General features: G+C 40.4%; 12 protein-coding genes. All 12 read right to left on the bottom strand.

Annotated features, from left to right (window positions below; translation table 11 throughout):
- Positions 1 to 315 precede the first annotated feature (315 nt).
- Entirely contained in the window at positions 316 to 1431 is a 1116-nt protein-coding gene (locus O2Q26_RS15480) for a Ger(x)C family spore germination protein (RefSeq protein ID WP_289216752.1), read from the bottom strand.
- Entirely contained in the window at positions 1428 to 2534 is a 1107-nt protein-coding gene (locus tag O2Q26_RS15475) for a GerAB/ArcD/ProY family transporter (protein WP_289216751.1), read from the bottom strand. The genes O2Q26_RS15480 and O2Q26_RS15475 overlap by 4 nt, the downstream gene beginning before the upstream one ends.
- Positions 2503 to 4044 (bottom strand): spore germination protein, encoded by a 1542-nt coding sequence (locus O2Q26_RS15470; RefSeq protein ID WP_289216750.1) that lies wholly within the window; start codon positions 4042 to 4044, stop codon positions 2503 to 2505. The genes O2Q26_RS15475 and O2Q26_RS15470 overlap by 32 nt, the downstream gene beginning before the upstream one ends.
- Before the next feature lie 494 nt (positions 4045 to 4538).
- Positions 4539 to 5825, bottom strand: a complete 1287-nt coding sequence (locus O2Q26_RS15465; RefSeq protein WP_289216828.1) for an NCS2 family permease — start codon at positions 5823 to 5825, stop codon at positions 4539 to 4541.
- A 128-nt stretch (positions 5826 to 5953) separates the two neighbouring features.
- On the bottom strand, positions 5954 to 7411 hold the full coding sequence (locus O2Q26_RS15460) for a PH domain-containing protein (protein WP_289216749.1): 1458 nt from the start codon (positions 7409 to 7411) through the stop codon (positions 5954 to 5956).
- A complete protein-coding gene (locus tag O2Q26_RS15455) occupies positions 7404 to 7898 on the bottom strand; it encodes a PH domain-containing protein (protein WP_289216748.1) in 495 nt (164 codons plus the stop codon). Before O2Q26_RS15455 ends, O2Q26_RS15460 begins: the two co-directional genes overlap by 8 nt.
- A gap of 74 nt (positions 7899 to 7972) precedes the next feature.
- Positions 7973 to 8788 (bottom strand): pyrroline-5-carboxylate reductase, encoded by an 816-nt coding sequence (proC, locus tag O2Q26_RS15450; RefSeq protein ID WP_289216747.1) that lies wholly within the window; start codon positions 8786 to 8788, stop codon positions 7973 to 7975.
- Between the two features lie 244 nt (positions 8789 to 9032).
- Positions 9033 to 10562, bottom strand: coding sequence for a potassium/proton antiporter (locus O2Q26_RS15445; protein WP_289216746.1), 1530 nt, complete (start codon positions 10560 to 10562; stop codon positions 9033 to 9035).
- A 455-nt stretch (positions 10563 to 11017) separates the two neighbouring features.
- On the bottom strand, positions 11018 to 12190 hold the full coding sequence (yhbH, locus tag O2Q26_RS15440) for a sporulation protein YhbH (protein WP_390216237.1): 1173 nt from the start codon (positions 12188 to 12190) through the stop codon (positions 11018 to 11020).
- 480 nt (positions 12191 to 12670) lie between these two features.
- Positions 12671 to 13993 carry a 2-oxoglutarate dehydrogenase complex dihydrolipoyllysine-residue succinyltransferase gene (gene odhB / locus O2Q26_RS15435; RefSeq protein ID WP_289216745.1) on the bottom strand — a complete coding sequence of 441 codons (1323 nt, stop codon included), beginning with the start codon at positions 13991 to 13993 and terminating at the stop codon, positions 12671 to 12673.
- Positions 13980 to 16802 carry a 2-oxoglutarate dehydrogenase E1 component gene (locus O2Q26_RS15430; RefSeq protein WP_390216273.1) on the bottom strand — a complete coding sequence of 941 codons (2823 nt, stop codon included), beginning with the start codon at positions 16800 to 16802 and terminating at the stop codon, positions 13980 to 13982. The genes odhB and O2Q26_RS15430 overlap by 14 nt, the downstream gene beginning before the upstream one ends.
- Positions 16803 to 17053: 251 nt before the next feature.
- Positions 17054 to 19156, bottom strand: coding sequence for an RNA degradosome polyphosphate kinase (locus tag O2Q26_RS15425; protein ID WP_289216743.1), 2103 nt, complete (start codon positions 19154 to 19156; stop codon positions 17054 to 17056).
- Between the last annotated feature and the right edge of the window lie 60 nt (positions 19157 to 19216).

Genomic DNA, 19216 nt, shown 5'->3' with positions numbered 1-19216 from the left:
CCAAAATGGGTGAAATTTCGACTAATTTTTTTACCATATTACATTTTCAACGCTGGATACGATAAATGCAAGGGAATTGAAACATTTTCTATCAAAAGATTTCACAACAAAAAGGCACCCTCCGGTGGTCAGACGGAGGGTGCTATACCTTAGGGGAGGTATATTGTTTGAAAAATGCAGCCGATTCTACGGATGCCAGCTTTCTCATAGGAGGCTAAGCTTAGCCAAACTGGTTATTCAATAATGCTTTAAAGCGCTCCTATACTATAGACGATACGAACATTACAAAGGTTTCAATTTCTTATAAAAGATTCGCTAATTAATAATCCCATGGTTTTGAATCGTTACGTTCACTTTAGGATTAAAGGTTACATCTTTGTAGTCCTCCGCCCAATCCATCTCCTTCCAAACTTCAGGATGGTAAGCTTTCAGCATGCGGCCGATTGAAAATACATCACTGTTTCCTTCTTTCGTAATGTTGAAAACTTCACTTGCTTCCTCAGTCAGAACATTCGATAGATCTTTATTTAATTTTTCAATAATTTTCTCATCTACTAAGTGATCATGGGGATACTCGGTAACGGTTACATTTAAATTCAAGGTCATATCCACATTCACTTCATCTCCCTCTGGTCTTATTTTCAATTTTCGATCGAAATCCATCACTTGAAACGTAATATATTCAAGGATAGGAGTTGGTTGGTCATCTCTCACCTTTCTCGTCATACGAGCCACGTTCCCTTTATTACCTTGCATCAGCAATAATAGTGTAGATTGTTCTGGGGGTATTTTAATTCCAGTATAATAATCTTCATGCATCAACCCTAAGCCATCGAATTTAATTACATTGCTTTCTTCATCCACCTTAAGAAGAGGTAATGCAAAGTCTTCCCCTTCTTCAATCATTTCCCCCCAAAGCATTTGCATGTTGTGACCGTGTGCATGAGTGGAAGAGGTAGCAGCTTTCAATAAACCACCGATGTATTCACTTATTTTCGTATCACCTGTGCTTCTGAAATTAATCGCTTCTTTAGCTGTCCCTTCCACAATGGCCAACTGCGCATTAAGGTTGCTGCTTGGGTTACGATAGAAATTGTCAAGAAGTGGGTATATATCACTTTTAGCTAATTCCTCACCAATGAGAACTACTTCTACTTTTGACGGATTAAAGGATTGAGAAATCATCTGATCAATTTTATCCCTGGCATCTAACGGAGTACGGGCATCCGAAGATAGAACCTGGACAGTCTCTTCAACTACACCTTCAGACCCTTTGACAGTAGGAATCGATACCGTCTCATAAATTTTTCCTTCTTCAGCTTTATCATATCCAATCGTTAGAGTGAGTTTGATATTTTTGAATTGGTTCTGGTCCCAGCACCCCGTTAAGATAACCAAAGTGCAGAGAATACAAATAATAAACCTTTTCATGAGGACGTCCCCTCTTTAGCAGATGATTTCCTGAAAAAACTGAATATAAGCACCATGAGTGGCAGTCCAATAGAAAAAATATAGCCACCCTTTTTAACGTATGTGTTGAAATTATTCAACTTACTAATATCGTAACCCATATAAGAGGCCGTGATGAAAATGATCACTGCTACTCCTATAGTCGCCCATTTAGTAGGAAGAGATTGGAAAATATTTGTCAAACCGAGTGCAGACATGAGTAAGTATGTCGATAATGAGGTCGCCACAAAGACAATCCAAGTAGATATAAAAAACAAATCAATCCTCGCTACAATCGGAAATTCATACGATTTCAACATATACAAGACTGGTTCAGGTACGAGCGCCATTTCCTGCGTGCTGAAGAAAGTGAAGGTCACTAATACGATGGCTAAGTAAAATGTGAAAACAAAAGCTTGCGCCACCTGAATTGTCACCAATTTTTCCTTAGCCGTTCCCTCCGTCTTGGAATAAAGTACTAAGGCAACGATAAATCCGAGAAAAGAGAGAATTCCCATATCTATTCCTGCAATAATATTAGTCAACCCTGCTTCTCCTATCGGAAATATATACATAAACTTACTATCTTTAGCTGAATAAAAAATAAAAATGACCATTATAATCAACAGGGCGGCAAACATTGTATATAGTCTTGCAATGACGAGCAGACTGCAGCAAACCATATATAAACATATAAATACCATCATAAACGCCAACACCCAAAAAGGGGTATTTGGGAGCACCCAGATACTAATCAAACGACCGTAAATAAGGACGATCAGTATGCCCACTGAACAGAAATATAGAACGTATAAGAAAGAAGTAACTTTTCCAAGCCATCGTGACAACACATACTCTTGAATTTGAAAATAATCTTTCGATGGAAATCTTTTAGCCAGCCACCATAGGAGGAATAAAAGCAGCTGGATCACTACTCCTGCAATCAAAAGAGAAATCCACCCGTCTTGCTTCACTTTATCATGCAAATCAAAAGGCAGAGCTAAAATCCCTACCCCGATTTGAGTTTGGATGATCACGAAGAAAAATTGCCGTCTACTTATTTTTTGATTGGTTTGACCGCTCATCTTTCTTCCACTCCCTTGCTCCCTCTTCTACAGCTGTTGTGCTGACGGGCTGCGGACCTTTAGGTCTTTGCTTCATTGTGAATATGGGGAGCCTTATAAATGTGTCTTTTAAATCTTTTATTCTTAATGGAGCTACAGGCGAGAAGTAAGGAGTTCCAAACGACTCTAGTTTAGTCAAATGTACAGCGATCAGTAAAAATCCGAAAATCAGTCCTACAAAGCCCAACGTTCCTGCAAGAAATATCAATGGAAACGTAAGCATACGCAAAGTCATACTCAATTCATTAGAAGGCACAACGAAAGAGGCGATCGCGGTAAGAGCTACCACGATGACCATAATGTTGGATACTAATCCCGCTCTGACAACAGCGTCTCCGATGACCAAACCTCCAACGATACCGATTGTTTGGCCAACGGGCGAAGGAAGTCTTATCCCCGCTTCACGTATAAGTTCAATAATGACCACCATTATCAAAGCTTCCAATATCGGGGGATAAGCAATTTCATTAATAGAACTCTTAATAGGAGTAACTAAGTCATGTGGTATGACTTCGAAGTGAAAACTAACTACAGAAATATAAAAAGCCGGCAAACCGACAGCAATTAAAAAACTGGCAAACCTGATCAGTCTGATGAACGTTCCTGCATACCATCTAGTATTATAGTCATCCGGTGATTGATAGAACATAAAAAATGTAGAGGGCGCTATAATCGCAGTCGGACTACCTTCTGTAAACAGTGCGACACGTCCTTCCATAATGCTGGCTACTATCCGGTCGGGACGCTCACTGTTTAACATTTGCGGAAAGGGAGATATGGGAGAATCTTCAATGAACTCCTCCATAAAACCCGGGCTCTGAACTTTATCCGTATGAACCGCTTGAATCCTTTTTTCAACCTTTTGGACAAGCTCAGGATTTACAATCCCATCCATAAAGAGAATCGCCACATTCGTATTTGTTTTTTTACCTACTTTAAAAAATTTCACGGTCAAATCTCGATGTTCAATTCTTTTTCTTACAAGGTTAATATTGATCATAAGGTTCTCTACAAATCCGTCATGAGCCCCTCTGACTACTTTTTCATTCGCAGGTTCTTCTACAGATCTATTGAAAACTGAAGTCACATTGAACATCGTGACTCGTTCATGTCCATCTTCCATATAGATGGCGTGACCTCTTAATAAAGACCGGATACATTCTTCAAGGTTTGTCGTTTCCTTAGCGTTGGGAATATCATAAATATGATCGACTTTCCCGATCTCGAGGGGATTGAAGATCATTTGCTGTACCTTTTCCTGATCGGTCATTGCTTCAAAATAGAGCAGCGCTGCATCGCCTTTTTTCAGCACGCGGATTTTCAAATCATCCGTGTATTTAAATTCGTTTAACAAATAATCAATATTGCGGGAAAGATTTTTTGTGCTTGGTTGTTGCGGTTCTTGTTGATCATCAGCTATTTTGCGATCCTGTAATTGTTCACCTTGAAAAAATTTCCTGAAAAATCCCATATGCATCACCTGAAATTAGCATGCCTTAAACTATGTGTTCCTATTCATGGAAAGGAGCGAAAATAAAGTCAGTCTGTGAATAAAAGTTTTGCTATACAACGTCAATAAGGTCATTAAATTGTAAAATTCAACACTGGGAAAACGAACAATTATAAATGTATCCTCTCCCCCAGTTTGGTGGTAGAACTAAGTCCGTGATTCATATCGAAAATAAAAAGCTCTGATAAATTTCCATGTGTTGATAGACATATAATCTGCCTTCCCCAACAGACTTAGCTTCGAGATGGATGCTGTTTCTAAGAATGGAGCTGAAAGGTCGAGGAAGTTACTCTCGTACTAAAGCGCTGCTCGACCTCACTATGTACTGTAATCCCCTTTCGGAAGGGGGTTTGGAAAACGACGCGACTCCTTATGTGAAAGTGTAATCGCTTCGTGCAGTGGAGTATGGATGGAAGGATAAAAAATAACCACTGCTTCTGCAGTGGTTATACAATCTAATGACCTGGAAAGAAAATCATTTGAATGATAAAAATAAAGCCAAACAAATACAAAATCCAGTGAACGTCTTTTCCTTTTCCACTAAATAATTTCAATAAGGGATAAGTAATGAAACCAATAGCTATTCCTGATGCGATACTAGAAGTAAGCGGCATTGTCAAAATAATGATAAAAGCTGGAAAAGCTTCATCAAACTTTTTCCAGTCCACTTTAGCCAATCCCTCCATCATAAAGCAGCCTACAATAATAAGGACAGGAGCTGTAATAGCAGGCAATCCCGAGACTGCCCCTACAATAGGAGAGAAGAAAATGGACAGTAGGAATAAACCAGCTACTACAATCGTCGTCAAACCTGTGCGCCCGCCGACGGCAACTCCTGAAGAAGATTCTATATAAGCAGAAGATGGGCTCGTTCCGAACATCGCTCCAGCCGTAGTCGCTGTAGCATCTGCCATTAATGCTGCTCTAGCTCTTGGCAGACTTCCATCTTTCCTCATAAATCCAGCTTGTTCTGCTACTCCAATCATCGTTCCTGTAGTGTCAAAAATAGTCACTAGTAAAAATGCGAAAATCACAGTATAAAGTCCGTTACTAAAAACACCGGCAAGGTCCATATCCCAGAATACAGGAGCCGGCGGAGCGGAGACATAACCATCCACAAACGATAACTGGCCTGTAAACATTCCGATTACAGCTGTGACTAACATACCAATGAATAGAGCACCTGTCACACGTCTTGCAATCAAGGCTAACGTAACAAACAAACCGACAATAGTAAGTAGTGTACCTGGGGCAGTCAGGTCACCTAACGTTACCAGCGTTGATTCACTCGCTACAATAACTCCAGACATTCTTAGTCCTAAAAATGCAATAAATAATCCAATACCTGATGTGATGCCATACTTTAATGAAGGGGGGATCGCTGTGATCAATACCTCCCGTAAACTCGTCATGCTTAAGATGACAAATAGTACACCAGCTAAAAATACTGTACCTAATATAACCGAGTAACTCACATCCTGTTGCACAACTTCAGTTACAAAATATGCATTCATCCCCATACCAGGGGCAATAGCAATTGGATAATTAGCAGCCAGGGCCATAATTAATGTACCTATAATTGCAGCGATTACAGTAGCCATGAATACTTGTTCAAATGGCAGACCTGCTTCCGAAAGGATCGCTGGGTTCACAACTACAATATAGACCATAGTGAGGAATGTCGTAAATCCTGCCAGCAACTCAGTTCGTACATTCGTATTATTTTCTTCTAAACGAAACATGTTAAACACAAAAAACACCTTACTTTCCAAGTGAAATGACCAACATTTAATATACTATTCTTTTCCCGAACAAATTTCAACCATTACTTTACATTGTTCGTGTTTAGGACAAAAATAACGGTTCCCTCTCAATCGAGGGAACCGTTATTATAAGAATCGTTGTAGCGATACCATGACATGACAATATCCGTATCTTTTTCTTCTAAATACCATAAACGGGCGCTTGCCCCGCCAGCACCAGATTTTAATGTAGCTTCTATAGAAGCCAAACGAGCTCTTTTTTGAAAAATCGTCTGGTCTTTAGTGACAGCTTGAATACGGCGCTTCTTCATAACATAAGTTTGTTTAACTAATATCCGTCTAATCAATGTAAGCTGGTTATCATTTATATTCCACCCTGCATCTTTAAAGGACAAATACCCGAATAAGGATGCTGCCGGGACTAGTATCCAGGCAAGAAGACCAAATGGAAATAAATAATAGCTTACAACTCCTGCTATGATTGCAGGCAGCCAGATAAACCTTAGAATATACCGAAATAATGAACGTTTAGGCACTCGGTTTGCAGGAAGATCCAATTCATAGTCGTCGATGATTCTCCGTAACACGTCCGTAATTTGATTCCGCTTAATCAAAGGAAGGATTGTCAACGTTTGATCGCTATCATTAACACTCCCTCCAGCACTAATAATAGTAACCGTAGCATACCCAAGAGGCTGGCGTATCGGGTTTTCATCAACTCGAACGCCCTGGATACGATTCAAAGGAATTGTAACTTGCTTCTTTTCCAGTAAACCTCTAGTCATTACGATATCCCCATTATCGATATAAACAGAGAAATTACTATATCGAAAGATAGTAAGAATGACTGAGATACCATAGGCAATAAACAGAACAAATACTATAGCTGCAGCGAAGACTAGCAGCCCTACCTGCAGCCAGCTGATTACTTCATCATATATGGCATCGACCGGTAAAAACTCCATCCCTTGAGATAAAAAAACGAGTACACCTGAAATAACAACGCCTGCACCGCCAGATGTGAGTGCCATAATAATAATGTCTTTCAATTCCATTTGGTAAACTAACTTACGATCCACTTCTTCGTATTCATTCTCAGAGAACTTTTCCTTCTTTCGTTCATCGATGACGAGCTGAATTTGATCGGCTTCCTTTTTGTGAATAGCTGTTAATTCGGCTTCAGCCTCCAATGCATCAGAGGATCCAGCGGTTTCCACCTTCACTTTGACGAGTTGAAAAGGACGATGAAATATACCTTCAGAAAAATCTAAGCTCTGTATACGATCAATCGGGATGTATCGTTTCTTTTTCACAAATAAACCGTGTTCTATCCTCAACTCCCCTTCTTCAATCCAATAACTGAAACGGAGCCATTTAATAATCCCCGCCGTTAATATAATTAATAAAAGAGAACCAGAAATAAGTAAAGGAATCGAACCAAGCCAACCGTCCTGCTGGTTATTGTTCAGAAAAAGAACAGCAATCAGCGGAAGGATCGCATCTTTCAATCCTTTAATAAAATTAATAAGTGCAGAAATCGGGTGTAATCTTTTCGGCTCAAACATCTTCTTCCGCCACCCTCGCCAATGAAGAAATAGAGTGTCTAAGCTCTTCAGCTTCCACTTCGTCTAAAGCAGGCACCTTATGAGTGGTAGCGGCGGTAGAAATGCTGATCGTAGCTAAACGGTACTTTCTCAGTAAAGGTCCTTGTTCGGTATCAACGTGCTGTACACGAACCATTGGAACGAGCGTACGCTTAATAATGAACAATCCGTATTGCAGTTCGATTTCCTGCTCCCTTACTTCATATCGCCATCTTTTCCATCTGAGTGTAGGAATAACGAAAATATAGAAAATGATCTCTAAAGCTAAGATGATGCTGATGATGATAAACGGCCACATCGACCACTCAAAAAAATATGTAAGTAACCCTATGCCAATAGCAGCAAGCGCCACAACGGCTGCATTTATTACCCCGTGGATCCGCCACAGAGTAAGAGCCCTGATGGAAATTCGCTGTGTAGGTTCATTCAATTCTAAAACCTCCCTCATCTTACTCTATACGTATATATGTCGTTTAGGTTTCATTATAAAATCCAGACTTAACAGCCTGGATTTTATAGTGGTCACTTATTACCTCCGGATAATTGTTTAGCACGGGCTGTACAAGCATTCATCGCCTGGATGATCGAATTGCGCAGGCCAGTTTCTTCTAATTTGGTCACACCTTCAATAGTCGTACCGCCTGGAGTACAAACCGTATCTTTTAATTCACCAGGATGTCTGCCCGTTTCCAGAACCATTTTAGCTGCACCTTGAACAGACTGAGCAGCGAGTTTATACGCTTTATCCCTTGGAAACCCTTGCTGTACTGCAGCGTCAGCCATTGCCTCTATAAACATATATACAAAAGCCGGTGAGGAACCGCTTACGGCAGGTACCGCATCCATCAGCTTCTCTTCAATGACCTCGGCCTCTCCGAAGCTTTCAAAAATCTCCTTCACACTAGCCAGATCTTCTTCTGTCACAAAATCATTCGGACAGAGTACACTCATACCTGCGCCGACTAAAGAAGGGGTATTCGGCATTGATCGTACGACTTTTACATTAAAGTCAAATGCATCATTAATTTTAGCGAGAGTAATCCCTGCAGCAACAGTTACAATAATGGTGTCTTCCGGTACAGAATCTCTTATTTCTTGAAGCACACCTTCATATATATAAGGTTTGACCGCTAAAAATAGAATATCACTTGAAGCAGCCAACTCTTTATTGTCATTTGAAATATAAATTCCATATTCATCTGACACAAAATCAATGGTCTCATCTGTTACAGCTGTAGCAGAAATCTGTTTTGCTTCTACCACCTTTGAATCGATCATTCCCTGTATCATAGCTTGTCCCATTTGTCCGCATCCTAAAAAACCAATCTTTTTACTCACAATACCAGCCCCTCTCTTTCGTGTCTTCAATTGTATATGATTAGACCCAACACGACAACGTTTCGACAATAATCCATTGACTAAATTTTTGAAAAATTCAGAGGCCTCTCTAGTAAAAAATACATGTTTTATCTTTAAAGCCTTTACAAATCAAGGCAGCTTATCTATAATTAACAGTGTATTCTTCATATCATAACGATTGACCACAAATATCATAGCTGCTACGAAAAAAGCCGAGCTACCTTCAAGCTCGGTTTTTTTCGTTATAATTTTTCTCCTCTTTGACCTCTTCAACCTCTTCTTCCGCAACAGCTTCCAACATTTCTTTTACTTCTTTTTTAACCTTTTTCGTAACCATGATATACAACGTGTCCCCTGCTTTAATGGTCGTCTGTCCATAAGGAGTAATGACTTCTCCATCCCTGATAATAGCATTAATTAAAGCTTTGTTAGGAAGTTCCATAGTTTCCAATGTCTGACCCACCACTAAATTCTTTTCGTTCACATCATATTCCATAAGTTCTACGTTCGCTTTTCCGATCGATATTAATTCCAAAGAGTGGATGGGATTCGTTTTACTTTCAGACACGAGCTTGAACTTTTCAGCCACCCATGTGATCGTAGAACCTTGAAGCAGAGTAGAAATGATGACAATAAAAAATACGACATTGAACATCAGCTGACTGTTCTCTACATCAGTTAACAAGGGGAAAATTGCCAGTACAATCGGTACTGCTCCCCGTAAGCCCGCCCATGATAGGAACAGCTTTTCCTTTATATTAAACTTGAAGAAAATGAGACTCAGGAAAGTAGCGGCGGGACGGGCGATGAATATGAGTACTAAAGCAATAAACAACCCATCGACGATGACGTCCCACGTAAATATCTCTGAAGGATAAACAAACAGTCCCAGTAGTATGAACATGAGAATCTGGGCCATCCAGCCGAATCCTTCATGGAATCTTAAAATTGAATAACGATAGGCTAAGTCTGAATTTCCAATCAATACAGCGGCTACATAAACAGACAGCAATCCGCTTGCTTGAATAAGTGAGCTGGCTCCATATGTAAGGAAAGCAAACCCTAAAGCGAAAATAGGATATAATCCGCTGGAGTCCAAATTAATCCGATTCAAAGCAAAGCTGGCTACATAACCGATTAACAGGCCAATCGCTAATCCTCCACCCATTTGCCAGAAAAAGGACCCCACCATTCCCCATACATTTGTTTCATCCATTGTAAGAACTTGAATAAAACTGATGGTAAGAAACACAGCCATTGGATCATTAGTGCCTGACTCCGCTTCTAAAGTAGCCTCCAGCTTGTTGCGGATATTTTTCCCCTTTAACACCGCGAATACTGCAGCTGCATCTGTAGAACCTACTATGGAACCTAAAAGAAAAGCCTCTAGCCACGAAATGCCGAGTACATACTTAGCTGCGACCCCAACAATCGTACTAGTCAAAATAACGCCCAACGTTGCTAAAGTAACCGAGGGAGCGATAACAGGCTTAATAGCTTTCCACTGAGTCTGCATTCCCCCTTCGAACAAAATGACGATTAAGGCGAAAATACCCACCAATTGAGCGATTTCAGCATTGTCGAAGTAAATATAACCAAGACCATCACTTCCCACGAGCATTCCTACAGCGATGAACAACACAAGAGAAGGGACACCCAGGCGGGAAGAAAACTTAGTTACGACTACACTCATAATGAGCAGTAAAGCGACGAGCATGATAAATTGATTAGACTCTAATATTTCATGAATCATTATTCGGAACTCCTTTTATGTATCTTAATACAATTATAACAACAACCCCCTTCAAAATAGGAGTAATTCAGCTTATACCCTCTTTCTGTATGCTTTAATACCTATTGATATAGATTTTTTCATTTTATCCAGAAGATCGGTTTCGTTGTTCTGCTTGGAAAATGGAGTCTTGGAAATGACTCCACGGCGATGACGCCGACCTCCTAGAGCCACCTCTCTGCTGGGTATAGCAAGTCTCACCATCTCCATCCAAGAACCCATTACCATACACTAGTCGTTCCCAAACACCCCTTCTCCCACTCTATCTCTCTGAACCTTATCTATCTAATTACAGTAATATCATTGATACATTCTCACATAAAAAATAAACAATCACATTTAACATGGCTTTTTAAGAAAAGTACAGACAAACATATTCCACACAAAAAAATAAGCCAAGGAATTTAATCCTCAGCTCATTCTGTCCATGCCATTTCTTCATTCACTTCTTCATTAAAGAAATGCTTCATTGAATAGAATACGTCAGCTTTTTTCTTTAAAATATGATAGCGGAACTTAGGATGACTAATTGATTTATATGCCTGCATTAAGCTTGATGAACGGTTATATTGATTGACTTCACCATATCCGAACATCTGGGATACTTCAATTAAATCGTGAATCAGCGAGACACAGCGTTTATTATCAGATGTCAGATTATCCCCATCAGAGAAATGGAATGGATAAATATTATATCTCTCAGGCGGATATTTTTGATCAATCAACTCTAATGCTTTTCTATAAGCAGAAGAACAAATCGTCCCCCCACTTTCTCCTTTAGAGAAAAAGTCATTCTCACTCACAATTTTAGCCTGCGTATGGTGGGCAATGAACTCTACATCAACCGTTTCATAATTTTTATTCAAGAATCGGTTCATCCAGAAGAAAAAGCTCCTGGCCATATATTTCTCCCACTGGCCCATAGACCCGGAAGTATCCATCATAGCGATGACGACAGCTTTTGACTCAGGCTTATCTTGGTCTGTCCATGCTTTAAATCTAATATCTTCAGGATAAATCGGAGCAAAGGAGGAATCCCCCCCGAGAGCGTTTCTCTTGAACGCCTCAAGCATCGTCCTTTTCTTATCGATATTGCCTACAAGTCCCGTTTTTCTAATGTCTGTAAACTCAATTTCCTCATGCATGATCGTGTCTTTTTCTTTTTCAGCTAAATTAGGAAGTGTAAGCTCCTTGAAAAAGGCCTCTTCCAACTCAGCTAAGCTGACTTCTGCTTCATAATAATCCTCACCAGCTTTGTCTCCAGCACCTTCTCCTTGCCCGGGTTTTTTCTGAGCCTCTTGAGACTGGCCAACTACATCACCTACTTGACTATCTCCATCTCCTTGACCTGCATGCTTGTTTTTGTCGTAATTATACCGAATCTTATATTCATCAAGTGACCGAATGGGTATCTTCACAACACGTTTTCCATTTGACATCACAATATTTTCTTCCGTAATTAAATCTGGTAACTGTTTGTTCATTGCATCTTTAACCTTTTCCTGGTGTCTCCTCTGGTCATCATAGCCTTTTCGATGGAGGGACCAGTCGTCTTCAGCAATGACAAAGTTCTTCTTATCATTCAACACATTTTTCCCCCTCCTCTTTGTGGATTACTCTATCATATGCAGGACAAGTTCAATGGATGAAGCGAAATCAGATATGATCGGTTTTTTATTAAGATTTATTTATAATTATGAGGAAGAAGTGCAAACTTAAGTGTTTTTGAACGTACGCTTATGTAAAATATCCGCATTCAAAAGCTGTTCCTTTTAATTAGAAGGTTATGTTAAAGTTCCGCGTTGATATACCTTTTTGTGGAAGACACAGTTTCGATACTTTTGTGTGAGAAGATGGTGGCTTTAGAAAACGAGTCCATTCCTAAAACCACCTTCCGCTCATCATGGTGACGGAACAGCAGAGATTCCACAGCCCGAGGAGGCTCAACGCGCTCCCGTGTAAGGCAAGTCATTCCCCGCCATACTGACTCCTCACCAATGTCTCAAAATCAAGCCTTCCACTATTCTGCCCTATAAAAAAGCCCCCGCTGAGCAGCGAGGGCTTCATTATTATCCTTCTAAAAGCAGGTCATAAGGATCTTCTATCATTTCCTTGATTCGGCGCAAGAATTGTACAGCTTCTTTTCCATCTACGATTCTGTGATCGTAGGATAAAGCAATATACATCATCGGACGAGCTTGTATCGTATCATCCGGCATGACTTTAGGACGTTTCTCAATATTATGCAGCCCTAGTATTCCGACTTGAGGTGAATTCAGAATCGGTGTAGAGAGCATAGAACCGAAGATTCCGCCATTTGTGATCGTGAAAGAACCTCCTTGAAGATCATCAAGTTGCAGTTCTTTATCACGAGCTTTTTTGGCCATATCCATAATCCCTTTTTCAATTCCTGCAAAATCTAAGCGATCTGCGTCACGCACGACCGGCACGACGAGGCCTTCATCTGTTGAAACGGCCATACCGATATCATAGAATTTCTTCTGGATGATTTCATTGCCCTGGATTTCAGCATTGATGTTAGGGAATTCCTTAAGTGCTCCTACTGCAGCTTTAGTAAAGAATGACATAAATCCTAGTTTCACATCATGCTTTTTCTGGAATGACTCTTTACGGTCACTGCGCAGCTTCATCACATTCGTCATATCTACTTCATTAAATGTCGTCAGCATCGCTGAACTTTGCTGGGCTTCAACTAGACGCTTAGCAATCGTTTGACGGCGGCGGGACATTTTAATACGTTCAACAGGCTTTTCAAATTCTGTCTTTTCACTGGATTCCTGCTTGCTTTCTTTTTTCTTTTCTTTTTTAGGAGCTTCTTTCTTCTCCTCTTTCTTGCTTTCTCCTTGAGCAGCCGCATCAACATCTTCAGGACGAATACGACCTAAAGGATCTTTAGCACTGATCTCACTGAGGTTGATACCGAGCTCACGTGCGCGCTTACGAGCAGCCGGCGTGGCTACGACATCATTTTTTGATACTTTTTCATCAGAAGAAGTTTCTTTTGCAGGTTCTTCTTCTTGATCATCGGAAGACTCTTCTTTTTGAGCCGTCTCTTTTGTATTTTCTTCTTTATCACCAGTATCTTCTTGTTCCTCGGTGCTTTCTTCTTCTTCTTCGGAAGAGCCTCCAGCTTCTCCGTTTTCATCTACTTTAGCGATGACGTCTCCAACTTCAACGTCATCTCCTTCTTCTTTCAAGATTTCAGCTAAAACACCGCTTGCATCTGCATTAACCTCTACGTTAACTTTGTCTGTCTCAAGCTCAAGGATGGCGTCTCCCTTCTCAACTTGATCACCTTTTTTTACGAGCCACTCGGCAATCGTACCTTCTGTGATTGATTCAGCTAATTCAGGGACCTTAATTTCCTTCATTTGTATTTCCTCCTTTAGACAACTGTAACGCTTCTCTGATTATACGATTTTGTTCTGTTTTGTGGATATTCGGTTCACCGACTGACGGAGAAGCACGGTGCGGCCTTCCTACATATCGGTGGATTTGTCCTTTACTCAGCAGTTTGTGCAAAATTCCTTCAACAAAATACCAGCTTCCCATATTTTGAGGTTCTTCCTGCACCCAGACGAGCTCTTCTAAATTAGGATATTCTCCTAATATTTCTTGTAAACGCCTGGTCGGGAATGGATAAATTTGTTCAACACGAACAGCATCTATAGTCTCAAAGGAGGTTTCTTCAAGTTTTTCAACATAATCCTCAATTTCAACCATTATTTTCCCACTGCCTAACAATAACGATTTCACTTTTCCTTTATCTTTTTTCGTATCCTTAGTCAGCCCCGGCTGTCTTAAAATGGGCTGGAAGTTAAGCTTGCTGAACTTGCTGCCTTCATCAGCTACGCGCTGATTTCTAAGCAGGCTTTTAGGTGACATGAGGACTAATGGGCGTGCTTCTTCCTCATTGCTGATAGCCGCCTGTCGTCTAAGGAGATGGAAATATTGAGCAGACGATGTAACATTAGCCACGGTCCAGTTATTCTCAGCCGCTAATTGCAAGAAACGTTCAAGCCTCGCACTCGAGTGTTCAGGGCCTTGACCTTCATAGCCATGAGGAAGTAAGAATACGATATTGGATTTCTCACCCCATTTGGCGCGGCCTGCTGCAACAAACTGATCGAAAATAACTTGGCCGGCATTGGCAAAATCACCAAACTGTGCCTCCCATATTACGAGAGCTTCAGGTGCTTGTACACTATATCCATACTCGAATCCTAGTACACCTGCTTCTGACAGTGGGCTATTGAAAATATCAAAAGAAGCATCAGCTTGTTCAATTCCATGAAGCGGGCAATAGGTTTCGTCCGTTTCCACATCGTGAAGAACCAGGTGACGATGAGCAAATGTTCCTCGCTCCGTATCCTGACCCGTTATGCGAATCGGTTTGCCGTCTTCAATAATGGAAGCAAAAGCTAGAGCTTCTGCTGTAGCCCAATCGACTTTATTGCCGTCTTCCAGCATATTGCTGCGTTTCTGCAGGATCTTCTCAAGCTTTTTGAACCCATTAAAGCCTTCTGGGCGCTTGAGCAGTTCCTTGTTCAGTTTTTTCAAACGGTCTAGATTTATGGCGGTAACGATCTCATCCAGAGGCTTTTCAACCCCGCCTGGACGATCTTTGACATCCGCTTCCGCTGTTTCATTTTCTTTCATGTTGTTATAAGTATCACGCAAATTGCTTTCTACTTCTTCGAACATCGCTTTTAGCGTGCCTTCTTCCACCACATTTTCTTCAATTAATTGTTTTTCGAAAATGTGAGGTACTGTAAGGTGATCATCTATTTCTTTGTAAAGTTTAGGCTGAGTAGATCTTGGCTCATCGATTTCGTTATGTCCGTATCGGCGATAACCGATCAAGTCGATGACAAAATCCTTTTTGAACTTTTTACGGTATTCATAGGCAAAAGAGATCGCTGATAAACAAGCTACTGGGTCATCCGCATTCACGTGAAGAATCGGAATTTCAAAACCTTTGGCCAAATCACTAGCGTAGCGGGTAGACCGGCCATCCTTACGATTGGTCGTGAAACCAACTAAGTTGTTTGCGATCACGTGAATAGTACCCCCTGTACGGTAACCAGGTAAATCTTTCATATTCAGTGATTCTGCTACAACTCCTTCACCTATAAAAGCAGCATCCCCATGAATTAGAATACCAAAAGCTTCTTCTTCATCGAGTTGAGAATACCCTGGTTTCGTCCGGTCATCCTGCGCAGCCCGTGTAAAACCTTGTACTACTGGATTCACATATTCTAAGTGTGAAGGGTTATGGCTCATCGTCACTTGGGTGGTGGACTGCTGCCCATTGCCGATTTCACGGTGAGCACCAAAGTGATATTTCACATCTCCGGTCCAGCCATAGTTGATTCCAGTCGATCCTTCGGAAGGAACAAGTTCTTTATCCGGAGAATGATGGAATTCAGAAAAGATACGGTCATAAGGTTTCCCGAGGACGTGGGCTAGAACATTTAATCTGCCGCGGTGTGCCATCCCCATCATGATATTGCTGATTCTATCGGAGGAAGCAGCCTGGACGATATGATCCAGCATAGGAACCATTACATCAAGACCTTCAATAGAAAAGCGCTTCTGTGCGACGAACGTCCTCGCTAAAAAGTGTTCAAATCCCTCTACATCAACTAACCTCTTAAGCAGCTGTTTTTTCTCTTCATTATTTAAGTTCACTTTAAATGAAGCTGAATCAATCTGATTCTGCAGCCATTGTCTTTCATTCTCATGACTGACATGGTCATATTCAAAAGCAGTCGTTCCTGCATATCTTTCTTTTAAAGTTTTGACGACTTGTAAAGCATTTTCTAATTTGACCGGTGAATCCTGCCACACCCATTCAGCAGGAATATTTTCAAGATCTTCTTCACTCAGTCCATACCTTGATATCTCTAACATGTTTGTAGGTGCCCTATCATTACTGCCCACAGCATAAATATTTGCATCAAGATGGCCATGACGTCTAATAGCCTCAACCAATTTATGGGCTGAGGTTACCTTGTTTATATCTACAGAAGAGGCTTTAGCTTCTCCATTTGCAGAAGTAGAAACTGAAGCACTCATCCAATCCGGCGCTCCGTGTTCATCAAATAATTGTTTTAAAGTTGCATCAACTGACTGTGGATCTTTTTCATACGATTCGTATTGTTCTTCAATGTAGCCCATATTCGGACCATGAAACCCTTCCCAAAATCTTTCATTGGCACCTTGATTAGCCACGTCAAATACCTCCAAGTAGTTGTTGTCTAATGCTGGAACGTAAACGTTTGCAAACACACTTACTATTATAGGGTTCAAACGTTTGTGAATTCAACATTTATCTCTTTTTTTCTTTATTCTGAATCATCTACATTATAACAAGAAAGACGCACCGGTTGGTACGCCTTTTTCACTTTTGCCGAAACAAATTGAAGTTTTCACTCTTCATCCTCTAAAACGTTGTAAGCCGATTCGAATAACTTCATCTGACTGTTTATCTCTTCTTCATCTTTTGATGAATCGACATAATGATATTTCCCATATCGATCCTGCTCTCTTGCCTTAACATTATCGGCGAGCATAAGGTTCAAAATTTTAATCAGACGATTCTTGATGCGAACTTCATAAATAGGAAAAAGTAACTCCACACGCTTCACCATGTTCCTTGTCATCAAATCGGCGGAAGATAAGTAGACGTTATCTTCACCGTTGTGATGAAAATAGAAAATCCTGCTATGCTCTAAAAACCTTCCAACAACACTGATGACCCTGATGTTTTCACTTACTCCTGGAATACCAGGTTTTAAGCAGCAAATCCCTCTTACGATCAGATGTACGCTTACACCTGCTTGGGAAGCCTCGTATAGTTTCCTAATAATAGGTTTATCGGTCAGCGAGTTCATCTTTGCAATGATTTTACCATTACCATATTGCTGATGGTATTCAATTTCTTTGTCAATCTTATCGAGGAAACCTGTGCGGATATCAAAAGGCGACATGGCTATGTGATAAAACTGAGGCTTATCCGTATACCCGCTTAAATAATTGAAGAAATTGGTCGCATCTGTTCCAAATTCTTCTTCAGTCGTTATAATTCCCATATCTGTATAAATCTTAGCTGTTTGGTCATTATAGTTCCCTGTTCCTAGATGAACGAAACGCTCAATCTTATCTTTTCTTTTTCTTACAATAAGTGTAATCTTACTATGGGTTTTCAAATAAGTCATACCGTATATGACATGACAGCCTGCTTTTTCAAGTTCTCTTGCCCATTGCACATTGTTTTCTTCATCAAATCTAGCTTTTAACTCAACGAGGACTGTCACCTGTTTACCATTCTCCGCGGCTCTTTTCAAACCATCAATGATTGGTGAATCACCGCTCACTCTGTAAAGTGTCTGTTTTATAGCGAGTACGTTCGGATCATCTGCTGCATCAGAGATGAAGTCGACGACCGGTTCAAATGACTCGTACGGATGATGAAGGAAAATATCACGAGACAGTGAAGCCTCAAACAAATCTTCACCAACTTCTAAGTCCTTTAGCGGCTGTGGGATCAATTGTTCGTAAACCAAATGCTCCTTTGTTTCAGAAATAGATTTATAGAAATTAAACAAGTAGGTCAAATCTAACGGCCCATTTGTAACATATAAATCGTTATGGTGAATTTCCAATACATTCAGCAGAAATCTCACAACTTTTTCATCATATTTTCCTTTTCGAACTTCAAGTCTTACAGCGGCTCCCCATTTTCTTTTCTTCAACTCTTTTTCTATCTCTTTCAATAAGTCTCTTGCGCCTTCTTCATGAATCGTCATATCAGCATTTCTTGTGATTCTGAATTCAGTTATCGACTGAACCTTATACCCTTTGAATAATTCATCTATGAAATAGCTGATAACCTCTTCTAAAAGGATGAATTGTTGTTTGGATGGATGGTATACCTCAACAAACCTGGGCATCACTGAGGGGACTTGAACGATGGCATTTTTCTCCGTTTCATCACTAAGGTCCACATTATCCTTTAAAACTATAGCCAAGTTAACCGATTTACTCAGCAAGATAGGAAAAGGACGGTAAGCATCTACTGCCATCGGTGTTAACACAGGAAAAATTTCTTCATTAAAATATCTTTCCAACCCTTTCAACTGGGTGTTGGAAAGCTCCTCAATCGAAGTCAGTGAAACCTTTTCTTCTTCGAGCTCGGGCTTTATTTTTTGGTATGTTTCGTACTGCATTTCTACAAGCTCGTGATTTATAGAAGCTATTTCACTAAGCTGCTGTTTTGGAGTTAAGCCAGCTTTATTCTCAGGCTTGTTATAACCGGCTTTCACCTGATCTTTCAACCCGGCTACCCTGACCATGAAAAACTCATCTAGATTCGAAGAAAAAATCGCTAAAAACTTAAGCCTTTCCAACAGTGGATTGCTTGAATCTTTAGCTTCTTCAAGCACCCTTTCATTAAAAGCGAGCCAGCTCAATTCACGATTATTATAATAACTGGGATGATCTAAGTTGTTATTGCTATCTTTGTTAGACATAGGACACTCCCTTTGTTCCGACAATGTATTTCACAACAACCTTACTAGAACTCTATTGGT

Source organism: Halobacillus campisalis (assembly GCF_030345335.1).
GTDB lineage: Bacteria > Bacillota > Bacilli > Bacillales > Halobacillaceae > Halobacillus_A > Halobacillus_A campisalis.
This window is presented reverse-complemented; position numbering and strand designations above follow the sequence as displayed.

What these genes read in the sequence shown, in the direction of transcription:
- O2Q26_RS15465 (WP_289216828.1), bottom strand. Translation starts at nt 5,825, where the DNA reads ATGTTTCGTTTAGAAGAAAATAATACGAATGTACGAACTGAGTTGCTG.
- O2Q26_RS15445 (WP_289216746.1), bottom strand. Translation starts at nt 10,562, where the DNA reads ATGATTCATGAAATATTAGAGTCTAATCAATTTATCATGCTCGTCGCT.
- O2Q26_RS15475 (WP_289216751.1), bottom strand. Translation starts at nt 2,534, where the DNA reads ATGAGCGGTCAAACCAATCAAAAAATAAGTAGACGGCAATTTTTCTTC.
- odhB (WP_289216745.1), bottom strand. Translation starts at nt 13,993, where the DNA reads ATGAAGGAAATTAAGGTCCCTGAATTAGCTGAATCAATCACAGAAGGT.
- O2Q26_RS15430 (WP_390216273.1), bottom strand. Translation starts at nt 16,802, where the DNA reads ATGGGCTACATTGAAGAACAATACGAATCGTATGAAAAAGATCCACAG.
- O2Q26_RS15480 (WP_289216752.1), bottom strand. Translation starts at nt 1,431, where the DNA reads ATGAAAAGGTTTATTATTTGTATTCTCTGCACTTTGGTTATCTTAACG.
- O2Q26_RS15460 (WP_289216749.1), bottom strand. Translation starts at nt 7,411, where the DNA reads ATGTTTGAGCCGAAAAGATTACACCCGATTTCTGCACTTATTAATTTT.
- O2Q26_RS15425 (WP_289216743.1), bottom strand. Translation starts at nt 19,156, where the DNA reads ATGTCTAACAAAGATAGCAATAACAACTTAGATCATCCCAGTTATTAT.
- O2Q26_RS15455 (WP_289216748.1), bottom strand. Translation starts at nt 7,898, where the DNA reads ATGAGGGAGGTTTTAGAATTGAATGAACCTACACAGCGAATTTCCATC.
- O2Q26_RS15470 (WP_289216750.1), bottom strand. Translation starts at nt 4,044, where the DNA reads ATGGGATTTTTCAGGAAATTTTTTCAAGGTGAACAATTACAGGATCGC.